The sequence below is a fragment of the Gilliamella sp. wkB292 genome (assembly GCF_001690235.1).
GTDB classification, from domain to species: domain Bacteria; phylum Pseudomonadota; class Gammaproteobacteria; order Enterobacterales; family Orbaceae; genus Gilliamella; species Gilliamella apicola_F.
Window position 1 is genome coordinate 52,849 of record NZ_LZGO01000078.1, and the last position, 12,858, is coordinate 65,706.

Consider the following 12,858-nt stretch of genomic DNA (forward strand, 5'->3'; position numbering starts at 1 on the left):
ACATTATGCAAAATCATCAGCAAATTGTACTCGATAAGGTCACCAAACAGTTTGTGCAAAACAATCAACCGGTAACAATTGCTATAAAGCCGTTATCGATAACCCTTTCCGCACATGGGGTGACTGGTTTGGTGGGTCCGGATGGGGCCGGCAAAACCACCTTGTTACGAATGTTAGCAGGGTTGCTTACGCCAAGTGAAGGCAAAATTACTGTTGCAGGATTAAACCCGATAGAAAACCGTGATCAACTACGGACAATTGTAGGCTATATGCCCCAAAAGTTTGGTCTTTATGAAGATTTGACCGTGTTAGAAAATCTTAATTTATTTGCTGATCTACGTGATATCAAAAGCGAAGATCGTCAGCAAATTTTCGATAAACTGCTTAAATTTACCGATTTGGCACGCTTTACTGAACGACTAGCCGGTAAGTTATCCGGCGGGATGAAGCAGAAACTTGGTCTAGCTTGTACTTTATTGGGCGATCCACAAATTTTGTTGCTCGATGAACCGGGTGTTGGCGTTGATCCGATTTCACGCAAGGAACTATGGCAAATGGTGCATCAGTTAGCCAATGAAGGGATGCTTATCATCTGGAGTACATCTTACCTTGACGAAGCTGAACAATGTAAATCCATTTTATTGCTTAATAAAGGTGAATTACTTTTTAATGGACAACCGCAACGGCTAACCCAGCGCGTTGCCAATCGAGTTTACTTGCTTTCTTCATCTACATCAAATCGAAAGTTATTACAAACAGTTTTAAAATTACCCGCAGTAAGTGACGGTGTGATTGAAGGCGATAATATTCGCTTGATTATAAAATCAGATCAATCTATTGAGCAAATATTAAAGCATCTGCCTATCCCCGATATTACCAGTAAACCCACTTGTGGACGTTTTGAAGATGCATTTATCGATTTGCTTGGTGGTATTACTCATAAAGAATCGATATTGACTAAAATTATGCCGAAAATATCGGGTTCATTAGATGATATTGTTATCGAAGCCAAAGATTTGACAAAAACTTTTGGCAGCTTTATTGCCACAGATCAGGTAAATTTTACCATTAAACGTGGCGAAATTTTTGGTTTATTAGGTCCGAATGGCGCAGGTAAATCAACAACGTTTAAAATGATGTGCGGCTTATTGCCTGTTAGTCGCGGAAAAGCCTTAGTCTTGGGGTTAGATCTGAAAAAAAGTGCGATCCAAGTACGTGAACGCATTGGCTATATGGCGCAACGCTTTTCGCTATATGATAAATTGAGTGTGTATCAAAATCTGCGCTTTTTTGCGGGGATTTATGGCTTGATGGCAGATGAACAAAAACAACGTATTAACGAGATGATAACCGCATTCGATTTAGCGCCAATGTTAGCTAAAAAACCTGAATCATTGCCACTAGGATTTAAACAACGATTAGCTTTAGCTTGTGCTTTGATGCATAAACCCGAAATTGTCTTTTTAGATGAACCGACATCAGGGGTCGATCCGATAACGCGTCGTGAATTTTGGATTCATATTAATAGTCTGGTTGAAAAAGGTGTAACGGTTATGGTGACAACGCACTTTATGGATGAGGCTGAATATTGTGATCGTATCGCTTTAATTAATGGTGGCAAAGTGATTGCTTTAGGTTCACCAAATCAATTAAAGCAATCCGTCGCCGACAATGCAACTATGGAGCAAACTTTTATTAAACTGGTCGTTGATGCTAAATCAGGAAAAACATTATGATGTTTTCATTCAGCCGTACATTGACACTGTGTAACAAAGAGATTAAGCAAATCCTTCGTGATCCAAGTAGCTGGATAATCACCATTATTATTCCCTTGTTATTATTGTTCCTATTTGGTTACGGTATTAGTTTAGATTCCAACAAAATTCGTATTGGTGTATTAGTCGAACAACAAAGCCAGCCGGCTCACGATTTTGTACAAGAATTGAATGGTTCCCCCTTTATTGATCCTGTGTTTTCAAATAACCGCTATGAATTATCAACAAAATTAAGCGCCGGACAAATTCGAGGGATAGTTGCCATACCCGTTAATTTTGCGCAAGCAGTACAAAATCACCAAGGAACCATTCAACTCATCACCGATGGAAGTGAACCCAATACTGCTAATTTTGTACAAGGTTATTTAACGAGCATATGGCAAATTTGGCAACAAAAGCAAAACCAACAACGATTGATTGACCATCGTCAAGGTATTGAAATAACCTCGCACGTTTGGTTTAACTCAGCGGCGATAAGCAAAAACTTTATTTTACCTGGCGCTATTACGATCATTATGACAGTGATAGGTTCAATTCTAACTGCTCTGGTGATTGCTCGTGAATGGGAACGTGGCACGATGGAAGCGTTATTATCAACGCCAATGACTAAGTTAGAGTTTTTATTATCAAAGCTTATTCCCTATTATCTAATTGGTCTACTCGCGTTAATTATTTGTGTAATTGTGACGGTGGGCATCATGCAAGTGCCTTTTCGCGGTTCGATTACACTATTATTAATTGTGAGTAGTTTATTTTTACTGGTTATTTTACAACTGGGTTTATTGATATCAACATTAGCCCGCAACCAGTTTAATGCAGCTATGATTGCATTAAATGCGGCATTTTTACCAGCCGTTATGCTTTCGGGATTCGTATTTGAAATCAACAGTATGCCGGCCATTATTCAACTCGTTACTTATATCATCCCGGCTCGTTACTACGTCAATATTTTACAAACGCTGTTTTTAGCCGGCGATATTGTATCGGTAATGCTAATTAATGCGTTTTTTTTAATCATCTGCATCTGTCTTTTATTTGTGGTGATATTTAAAAAAACCCGTATGCAATTAGATTAAGATAACCGGAACAAATACTATGATAAAATTAATTAACACAATAACCCTATATCGAACATTGACTCTAATAAAAAAAGAGCTCGCCCTACTTTGGCAAGATAAACAAACCCGTCTTATTTTAGTCATGCCAGTTTTACTGCAAATTTTTATCTTTCCTTTTGCCGCTACGCTTGATGTCACCAATGCAACAATAGCCGTGTATAGACCAACAATAGATGAACCGAGTACAGAGTTAATTAATCGATTTGCACATTCGAGTTCTTTTTCTAAAATATTAGTACTCGATTCGCAGCAGGCCATTAGTGATACAATTAATTATCAAAAAGCCTTAGTTGCGGTGCAATTTCCTAGTGATTTTTCGCAAAAATTACTTAGTGGGCAATCCACACAAATCCAAATTATTTTAGATGGTCGCAAGTCTAACAGTGCGCAAATTGCTGCTAGCTATATTCAACAAATTATTATGCAATATCAGCAAGAACAACTAGGGCAAAATAGTAGTCAATTGATTGTCCGTCATCGTTACAACAGTAATTTAGACTATAAACATTTTATCTTACCGTCCTTAATTGCGTTAATTACGACTATCGGCGTTATGATTGTCACCTCACTTTCGGTAGCGCGTGAACGCGAACAAGGTACCCTTGACCAGTTACGCATTTCACCTTTAATGACTTGGCAAATTTTTACTGGTAAAGCAATACCAGCAATTATTGTCGCCATGTTACAAGGCAGTCTGATACTGATTGCCAGCATTTTTCTTTATGGCATTACCTTTCAAGGATCACTCATTTATTTTTATTTATGTATGTTTAGTTATGGATTATCGTTAGTTGGATTTGGCTTATTTATTTCTGCGCTTTGTTCAACTCAACAACAAGCATTTATTGGTATTATTACCTTTATGATGCCGGCAATATTATTATCAGGATTTATTGCGCCGGTCGAAAACATGCCAATTTTTTTACAATATCTAACAGAAATTAATCCGGTGCGCCATTTTGTAGAACTAACAAAGCAGATTTATCTAAAAAATGTCAGTTTTGCTATTATCTGGCATAGTTTATGGAAACTGTATGCCATCACAATATTATTAGGTGGTAGTGCTTACTATCTATTTAAAAAGTATGTGTAACATCTCATAACATTCGAAGATTCGAATAATGCCTATTATGATTATTGACCTATTTTTATGCCACTTATACTACGACAAGCTTGTTATTTATTATTTTTAACGCTCTATAAAACCAAATCAGCGTCTGAAGAAAAAAAATTTGGCGGCCAACCGCGTGAATAACTTACCTGCTGCTTACTGAGTTAGATAGATGTATTGCTTAAATTTTAATCTAATTGTATGCTTGCGGCTCCGACGCCCGCGCCTCGTTCGTTTACAACGACTCGTTGCGGGCTTTTGCCACAACATTTACTTCGTTAATGTTATGGCAACGTCGCGTGTATTCATCGCTATAACCATCCACACCATACTCGCCCTCAAGTTGTACGCCAAACTCGGTTGAAATCACTTATGGCAAATGTTCGCTTAGCTTAGTTACGGAAAAAGCTACACACAAAAATCGACTTATTAAGATATGTTTTAAATTGAAATAAAACAATTTTAAAACAGTAACCTAATTGCTGGTTAATGACAAATACAGTTAGATTATATGTGCTTAAAAAAGCACCTTCTTTAAATAAAAATGCCTTATTTAAATTCTGTTGATAATCCAACTTATGACAAATATTGATCATAAATCCTTATTGCAACATGAAATCCTTATCTAATTTATACTATTTAAATCAATTGGATAGTCATTAAATAAACACGTAGTTAAATCATTCTTTACATAAAACATAATGCATATTGGTATCGACACCCACACCAACATCACCATAGTACAAACCTATTCGAAAGTGCGCACTGTTACCACCCGATAATGTTCCCCAATAGTCTGCTGTCCAAAACAGCTGATCTAGCCAGTGTGATTTTGGATAGGTATTTTTATCTAAATGTCCCCATTCACCCAAAATGCTTTCGCCAATAGACCTTGTATAAGCACTATATTGATAAATCCAATTCATTGGCGCAGCACTACGAGGGGAATTAGTTAATTCTTTACGAGTTATCAAACTACAAAAATTAGACGCATTCTGCCAATTATATGCAAATTCATAAGGTACAACCCAAATACCTCGTGGATCAAAAGTATAATCATACTTTAACAATGGATTGTTTTTTAACGTTGCCCGAACAGTAACAGGTCCAGAAGGCTTATCATTAAGTAGTACGTTGCCTAATTTATCAATCGAGACTTTTCCGCCAGGATTGTTAGGAACAGAATAGTTATAATCTGTTTGCGCACCAGTTAATATTAGCTGAAACTGTGCACCAGGAAAGCCAGTAGAAGGAAACTTATTTGACGATACTGATGGCACCGCTTTAAAACCCAAATTAGGCACATAATCTGAAGTATAACCACCGCCATTAAGAGGATCAGGTTTTGTGCTGTCTGGTATATTCCACCAATTATCTGAATCTGAATCAAAGTTAAAATCGCCTTTTTGATTATTAGTTAACCATTGCTTAGCGGGTAGCACAATTGTTGCGTTAGGTTTGAGATAACATACTTCGCGTTTAGATAAAATATAATAACTGTGGCTTGCCCCCGTAAATTGACCTATATCCGGTATACCATAACGGGTTGCTAAAGCACCATCATCGGCACTAAGTGTTAATTTATAGGGAGATTTACACGCATCTAACTCACTATTCGGATTCGATTTCACATAATCGGTCACATCTTCACCATCGTACGTTTCCCATTTCACTCTCATATAACCCGTTACGGTAAAAAGTTTATCTCCATCTGCATCACGCCAATAATTATTTGCCACTATCGCATTGGCTAACGGCATTGATGGATAATTGTTGAAAGGTAAATGGGTTTTGATATCATTAAAAGTTGTCGGCACTTTTTCTATCACAATGGGCTCGACTACTGATGATTTGTCTTCCAACGCGCTTATCACCTTATTATCCGGCAACGTTAACGATAAGAGTGGTAATATTGTTGTTGACACTGTCTTTCCATTGTCAAAGGTTAAATAAGGCCCTGTGCCATTAATTACCTGAGCTGTTTGTGAGTTTAAGCCATACACCTGCTTTATCGATAACGCTGTCAATATTAATAACAAAAAGAGGTTTGATAATCCTAAATTTATTATGCCCTTTCTGAAACAAATTTTGACAAACGATTGTTTACTTTGATTAATATTTGGAAAATGTAGAAATAAATTTAAAGATGGATTTTTGAACAAAAAATTGCGATGCCCGATGCCCGATGCCCGATGCCCGATGCCCGATGCCCGATGCCCGATGCCCGATGCCCGATGCCCGATGCCCGATGCCCGATGCCCGATGCCCGATTAAGACCATATTTTAACATATTTTTACTACTCCTTGTAGCTAATTTTATTAACTTTTTTTCAAAAAAATACAATGTATTAGCTTTTATGTATATCATCTAATGCAGCTTTTTTGTGCGTGATAATGTCAATAATGCGGTTCAATCGTAAAATAGAATATAAAAATTGTAATGTGTATTTATGTAAATTTTTGTCAATAATCATCAATAGCAACGTTATAAATGCATCTTAAGTCTACAATTTAATGACGAATACCTACTAGAATTAACCATTAACTTAATCAATGAATCTTTTGCATAATTATCATAGTATTTTATGGTTACCGCGATGATTATCCACCAGTGAAAAGGTCATATGCTACCTTAATCTGTTGCGTAATATATTCTAATTAATTGATTATTTTTAAGAGGACACGTGAGTTGTAATTATTTTTGCAACCAAATTGATAAGTATCAGAAAAAGTACAATGTTGCCCACTATTTCTGAGTAAGAAACTCTCTTTATACTATGAATTGCTGATCATAGTATAAAGAAAGATAGATTAAATTATCTGATGTTTATACAGCCTTAATCCAGACGTTAGTGTTTAGAGTTCGATGCTGGATTTTATAAACCACCTATACGGCGTTAATCTCAACTTGAAAAACTAACTCGAATTGTTCGCCTTTCTAAACCACCTATACGGCGTTAATCTAGAACCAGACATACTATAACGCCTGTCAGATAAAAGACAAAATACATTTTTCTTGCTGAAAACCCTTTTTTTGAGCTTGTTTTTAATACATTGATTTTATTTAATTTAAATTTAAGGTAAAAAAAAGGGTTAAACATAACGATGTTTTTGCATGTTAACTTAGTCAAAAAATACCAATAATTGGTTCATTTTTATCGGTGATTTCAAGTTAGTTATTGGAATTGTGTATGTGCTTTTTATAAAAACAGATATGATCTCAAATCCTCTGGATAATGGTTAATACTGAGATAGATCTTAATATAACAAAATTAAATATTACTCATATGTTACTGTGAAAATAGTTTTATCACTGCCTAAGTTTAGATAAGGGAATCATCGGATTCCCTTAATTAGACGGCTAACAGCATAATCAACATTACCAAATTAGCTACGTTTACGACTCATTATAAAAAATCAATTGATTAACAAATATTGGCTTGTTTTATGATAACTCAATAATATTAATCAAGCTTTGGATGTTGATCGACTAAATCTTGTCGTTGTTCTTGTAATGATTCAATTTGCTCATCAATATCTTCGACTTTTTGTTCAATTGAATCAAAATGTTCTGTTAGAATTTCGTTTGCTTCAGACTTGTCTGATGCCGCTGGGGTTGCACCTCTTAAGGGTTGGTTGGCTGTTTCATTCATTTTAAAACCAGTGATTAACCCTATTAATGCGACCACCATTAAATAGTAAGCTGGCATATATAAATTGCCACTCTCTTCAACGAGCCAAGCGGCAGCAGTTGGTGTCGCACCAGCGATCAGTACCGAAATGTTAAATGAAATAGCAAGGGCACTATAGCGAATACTCGTTGGAAAAATAGCAGGTAAAATTGATGCCATAACACCAGTAAAGCAGTTAAGCAGTACGGCTAAAATTAATAATCCTAAGAAGATAAGACCAATAACATCGCTATTGATCATCGTAAAAGCGGGATAAGAAAGAACCAGTAATCCTAAACTACCACCAACAATAAAGGGTTTTCGACCAATTTTATCACTAATTAGACCAATCACAGGCTGCACAAATAACATACCAATCATGATAGCAATAATAATTAAAACGCCATGATCAGTAGGATAATTTAGATTATGTGATAAATAACTCGGCATATAAGTGAGTAACATGTAATAAGTGACATTGGTGACAATCACTAAGCCAACACAAACCAATAAACTTTTCCAATATTTGCTGAAAATTTGTTTAAATGACATTGTTGCTGAGGTATCACTATCGCTATTTTGCTGACTATTGGTTGAATCTGTATGCTGTTGAAAGGCTGGGGTTTCTTCTAATGCATGCCGTAAATAAAGACCGATTATACCTAAGGGTAAAGCAAAGATGAATGGAATGCGCCATCCCCATTGATGAAATGTTGATTCGCCAAGTAATGTAGAGAGGAGCACAACTAGCCCTGCCCCAACTAAAAAGCCGGCAATCGAGCCAAAATCAAGCCAGCTCCCCATAAATCCACGTTTACGGTCCGGTGAATATTCAGCAACAAAAATAGCTGCACCTGAATACTCTCCCCCGATAGAAAATCCTTGGGCTAGTTTGGCCACTAATAATAAAATGGGTGCAGCTATACCGATAGAGGCATAAGAAGGAATTAAACCAATACAAAAGGTACTTAAAGACATGATAATAATGGTAACAGAAAGGATTTTTTGTCGCCCCAATTTATCACCTAAAACACCAAATACTAATCCACCTAATGGACGAACTAAAAACGGCACCGAAAAAGTTGCCAAGGCAGCAACAACTTGAATACTCGGTGATGCATCAGGAAAAAATACTTGACCTAAAACATAAGCTAAAAAGCCATAAACGCCAAAATCAAACCATTCCATCGCATTACCGAGTGCTGCTGCAATTATTGCTTTTTTTAACTTACTATCATCGATGATAGTAATATCATTAATATCTAAAGGTTTACTTGTCGATTTTGATATTTGTTTCATAAAATACACCTATTGAATACTAATAAAATGATATTGGACAATGCAATTAAGCAAAGTAATTAATATCGATTTAATGACCAATTAAACTCGAGTTCAAAATATGTATTGACTTAAATGTAGAACAAAATCTTGTAAAGATAAAAGAAGGTACTTGATAATAATTATAAAACGAATATTTTATTGATTACGCTAAAGCTTATTCACTGACAACAACATCCATCTATCTAGTGGAAATTGTTAGCTAATTATAACAACATCGTTAATTTTTGCAAAATCCACTATCAATCAAATTCGATTTTTAACCAGTATGGTTGTCTTACAAATTATTTATACTGTATATAATTAATAATCACTCAACCAAATGATCTCGACCACTGCCATAAAACAAAAAAGGTGCCATTTTTGATAGTGAAATGATAATCTAAAACTGTTACATAAATTACCATTATGGCGTAATAGTGTTGTGTTAAGCTAATTAACCAACTAATTATCTTAGAATATTTTTAATTCTAACCCGTTGCGATAACTCACAAGTTGAGAGACTAAAATAGTCAATAATTCAATCATCACACTACCATCTTTTAATAAAGATAATAACTGTTGTCAGTGATCTAAATAAAAGCTTGCTGATAGAGTTGAGTGGTGAATTGAGTCACCATAATCTAATATGCTAACAACGATAAAAATAGACAAAAGATTAAAGAGTGATTAAATATTAAAATAATCATTAGCTTATAAACAGGCAATGTTAGATGTTATCAAGTTAAGATGATAATCATCACTGAACCTAGCATCCCAGTAAGTTATCCATTACAATAATCTAACTATAACTGATGAGGTACCCCTATGCGCTGGAGAGACCAAAGAGAGAGTGATAATATTGAAGATCGCCGCTCACAATCAGGAAGTGAATTGGGAACAAGGATCCCAATTAAAGGCAAAGGAAAAGTTATTCTATTTTTAGTGGTATTAATTGCTGGCTATTATGGTATTGATCTAACGAGTTTACTTAATAGTAATTTGATTGATTCAAGTAATACTGAGCAAACAATTACTCAATATAATGACGAAGATCCCGATGCAGCAAAATTTACCTCGGTTATTTTAGCCAGTACCGAGGATTACTGGAGCCAACAGTTCACGGCTTTAGGTAAAACCTATATCCCCCCCAAATTGGTTCTTTATACCGGCTCTACTCAAACTTCATGCGGAACGGGCCAAACTTTTATGGGGCCTTTTTACTGTAGCATAGATAAAACCGTCTATTTAGACACCTCCTTTTATCAAGAAATGAAGCAGCGCCTTGGTGGCGGCGGTGACTTTGCCCAAGGTTATGTCATTGCTCACGAAATAGGTCATCATGTACAAAATTTATTAGGTACGTTTAATAAAATTGAGCAGCTCAAACAAACTCAACCAGATATGAGTAGCAACCAGTTATCGGTAAAATTAGAATTACAAGCAGATTGTTATGCCGGTTTATGGGGTAATGCTATGCAAAAACAAAATATTCTTGAAGTGGGTGATATCGAACAAGCCTTAAACACAACACAAGCCATAGGCGATGATCGCTTACAACGAGAAAGTAATGGTTATGTTATGCCAGATAGTTTTACCCACGGCACATCCAAACAACGTTATACTTGGTTTAAAAGAGGATTCGACAGTGGATCTATTAATCAATGTAATACCTTTGATCAATAAGTAAATAGCAAAAGGAAGTGATATGTTTGATAAATTAGTAAATCGCGTTTTATTAGTTAATGATGATGGCATCGATGCTCCCGGCATTAAAATATTAGAAAATGTTGCCCAAAAAATTGCACATGAAGTTTGGGTGGTTGCACCAATTATCGATCAGAGTGGGGTTTCGTGTTCGGTCAGTCTAAAAACGCCTTTTCGCGTAACCCAGCGAGATGAAAAAAAATATGCTGTCTATGGCACCCCTGCTGATTGTATGTTATTTGCAATCAAACATTTAATGGTCGATAACTTACCTGATCTGGTTTTATCTGGAATAAATAACGGTTCTAATGTGGGTTTTGAAACCATTTTGTCTGGAACCGTAGGTGCGGCAATAATGGCAATGACACTTGGTATTCCAGCCATGGCTTTTAGTCAAGTGAGCACAGAAGACATGCAACCAACCAATTGGGATTGTGCAACTCATCATGCGCAAGAGGTTATAAAAAAACTCTATACATTAAATGTACCTGACAACATCTGCTTTAATGTTAACTTTCCATGTTGCTCAGCCAAACAAACTAAAGGCATGAGAATTACCAAACAAGGGGAAAGTGATGCCAGCCAATTAGTCCTAACGCCAACTAAAGATCCTGAAGGACATGATTATTATTGGTTTAGAGCGAAACGTAACCAACAAATATTGGGTAAAGACAAAGAGCTTGATGCAGCTAACAACAATTACATAACCATTACACCTATGGGCTATGAAAGAACCCATTATGCAATTTATGAGAAATTAAAACAACAAATCAACACCGATGAATAAATAGCTACGTCTTCCTAAAATTAGGAAGACGCTTGTTTTAATAAGCCATTATTAATGACTTTATTTATCTTTTTTTACCAATGCACAAAACACTAACGAAACAAAAACCATCGCGAATGCAATCCAATAAATTATTTCGTGCCCGTAAGATTCAGAAATGAAACCTTGAATCACGCCGGCTAAAATGATACTGCAAATAATGCCGTTATTAAATAAAGTTGACGCAACACCCATTCTAGTCGGTAATAAATCTTGAAAATAGATAATACCAATATTAGCCACAATGCCAATAAAAAGGGCATTGAACAACTGCAAAGCAAATAACGCAAATTGGCTGGTACATAAAATCATCCCAATATAAAACAGCAAACCACAAATTATAGCGATAAAAAATAAATTTCGTTTACCAATGGTAGGAACCAAAAATCCGGCTATCAACATGACTGGAATTTCGATGCCTGCCGCCAAGCCCATTAAATGACCGGGTAAGGAATCATATAAGTGTAATACAGAATTGACATACAAAGGCATATCAATGATATACATCATATTGGCGGTCCACATAAATATCGTTGAAAGCAGTAAGAAAACCACATTTCGATTTTTATATATAGGTTGGTTAGCAGCCGCTAAATCGATAGTATTGTCTGAATGTGAAATAGGATTTTTTTCAACAGAAGGTAAAAAGATTGCAACAAATAAGATCGCAACCATAAACATGCCTACTGCACATAAATACATCGAGGTAAAACCAAAACTAGTGGCTAAAGTAAAAGATAACGGTGGACCAATCACCCACGCTAAAGAGAGCTGAGCACGAATCAATGAATTAAATGCCACAACATTGCGCCCTGTTTTTACCGCATATTCCCGTGCTAAAGCAAAAATTTGTGGCATGGCTGCGGACGCTAACGCTGCAAAAAAAACACCCAATGTGATGAGAACATAATAGTGACGTGAAAAAGCGAAAATTAAGCTATTGGCAACACCCATTAAACAACAAAAGATGACAATATTACGTCTATCACCTTTTTTATCTGAATATTTGGCTAATAAAAAGCTACCAATAATACATCCAAATGCATTGATCGAGAAAAAAAGCCCCACTAAACTAGGTTCAACATTAACTTCCTTTGATAAAAATAGACTTAACGTTGGTGACTGTAAGGCTCCTGCAATACCAATAATAAAGGTATTGAATAAAAAAGCCGCAAAAATCACACTTGAACGTCGACGAAGCGAGTAAAAATTAGTCATATATGCTCTCAATCATTGAAATGGTCATGATTATATACTCAAAACTGTTGCTAATGTATAAAAAATCAAATTTTAGTCTAGCTACCTAAAATAGGCTTTTAGCGTTTTTCTGATA

Annotated in this window: 9 protein-coding genes; 5 read left to right on the plus strand and 4 right to left on the minus strand. The window is 35.8% G+C overall.

Annotation, left to right across the window (positions count from 1 at the left end; all coding sequences use genetic code 11):
- Positions 1-5 precede the first annotated feature (5 nt).
- The 3 genes from A9G09_RS10840 to A9G09_RS10850 are packed head-to-tail and all read left to right on the plus strand — an operon-like array spanning position 6 to position 3,986.
- Complete coding sequence (locus A9G09_RS10840) at positions 6-1,736, plus strand: ATP-binding cassette domain-containing protein (protein WP_065634854.1); 1,731 nt, start codon at positions 6-8, stop codon at positions 1,734-1,736.
- Positions 1,733-2,851 (plus strand): ABC transporter permease, encoded by a 1,119-nt coding sequence (locus A9G09_RS10845; protein WP_065634855.1) that lies wholly within the window; start codon positions 1,733-1,735, stop codon positions 2,849-2,851. The genes A9G09_RS10840 and A9G09_RS10845 overlap by 4 nt, the downstream gene beginning before the upstream one ends.
- A gap of 19 nt (positions 2,852-2,870) precedes the next feature.
- Positions 2,871-3,986: an ABC transporter permease gene (locus tag A9G09_RS10850; protein ID WP_065634856.1), complete on the plus strand. Its 1,116-nt coding sequence runs from the start codon at positions 2,871-2,873 to the stop codon at positions 3,984-3,986.
- A gap of 698 nt (positions 3,987-4,684) precedes the next feature.
- Here A9G09_RS10850 and A9G09_RS10860 read toward each other — a convergent pair.
- The 3 genes from A9G09_RS10860 to proP all read right to left on the minus strand — a co-directional run bounded on the left by A9G09_RS10860 (position 4,685) and on the right by proP (position 8,974).
- Positions 4,685-5,929, minus strand: coding sequence for a hypothetical protein (locus A9G09_RS10860; protein WP_141671575.1), 1,245 nt, complete (start codon positions 5,927-5,929; stop codon positions 4,685-4,687).
- A gap of 215 nt (positions 5,930-6,144) precedes the next feature.
- Entirely contained in the window at positions 6,145-6,294 is a 150-nt protein-coding gene (locus A9G09_RS12915; RefSeq protein ID WP_176700976.1) for a hypothetical protein, read from the minus strand.
- A gap of 1,174 nt (positions 6,295-7,468) precedes the next feature.
- Complete coding sequence (gene proP / locus A9G09_RS10865; protein WP_065634859.1) at positions 7,469-8,974, minus strand: glycine betaine/L-proline transporter ProP; 1,506 nt, start codon at positions 8,972-8,974, stop codon at positions 7,469-7,471.
- Positions 8,975-9,820: 846 nt separating this feature from the next.
- Between proP and A9G09_RS10870 the strand changes: the two genes are divergently transcribed.
- The gene (locus tag A9G09_RS10870) at positions 9,821-10,678 is read left to right on the plus strand and encodes a neutral zinc metallopeptidase (protein WP_065634860.1); all 858 of its coding nucleotides are present in this window, start codon (positions 9,821-9,823) and stop codon (positions 10,676-10,678) included.
- Positions 10,679-10,700: 22 nt separating this feature from the next.
- The gene (gene surE / locus A9G09_RS10875) at positions 10,701-11,486 is read left to right on the plus strand and encodes a 5'/3'-nucleotidase SurE (protein ID WP_065634861.1); all 786 of its coding nucleotides are present in this window, start codon (positions 10,701-10,703) and stop codon (positions 11,484-11,486) included.
- 60 nt (positions 11,487-11,546) lie between these two features.
- Here the strand turns inward: surE and A9G09_RS10880 are convergent, their stop codons facing one another.
- Positions 11,547-12,743: an MFS transporter gene (locus tag A9G09_RS10880; RefSeq protein ID WP_065634862.1), complete on the minus strand. Its 1,197-nt coding sequence runs from the start codon at positions 12,741-12,743 to the stop codon at positions 11,547-11,549.
- Positions 12,744-12,858 lie beyond the last annotated feature (115 nt).

What these genes read in the sequence shown, in the direction of transcription:
- A9G09_RS10880 (WP_065634862.1), bottom strand. Translation starts at nt 12,743, where the DNA reads ATGACTAATTTTTACTCGCTTCGTCGACGTTCAAGTGTGATTTTTGCG.
- A9G09_RS12915 (WP_176700976.1), bottom strand. Translation starts at nt 6,294, where the DNA reads ATGTTAAAATATGGTCTTAATCGGGCATCGGGCATCGGGCATCGGGCA.
- proP (WP_065634859.1), bottom strand. Translation starts at nt 8,974, where the DNA reads ATGAAACAAATATCAAAATCGACAAGTAAACCTTTAGATATTAATGAT.
- A9G09_RS10845 (WP_065634855.1), top strand. Translation starts at nt 1,733, where the DNA reads ATGATGTTTTCATTCAGCCGTACATTGACACTGTGTAACAAAGAGATT.
- A9G09_RS10870 (WP_065634860.1), top strand. Translation starts at nt 9,821, where the DNA reads ATGCGCTGGAGAGACCAAAGAGAGAGTGATAATATTGAAGATCGCCGC.
- A9G09_RS10840 (WP_065634854.1), top strand. Translation starts at nt 6, where the DNA reads ATGCAAAATCATCAGCAAATTGTACTCGATAAGGTCACCAAACAGTTT.
- surE (WP_065634861.1), top strand. Translation starts at nt 10,701, where the DNA reads ATGTTTGATAAATTAGTAAATCGCGTTTTATTAGTTAATGATGATGGC.
- A9G09_RS10850 (WP_065634856.1), top strand. Translation starts at nt 2,871, where the DNA reads ATGATAAAATTAATTAACACAATAACCCTATATCGAACATTGACTCTA.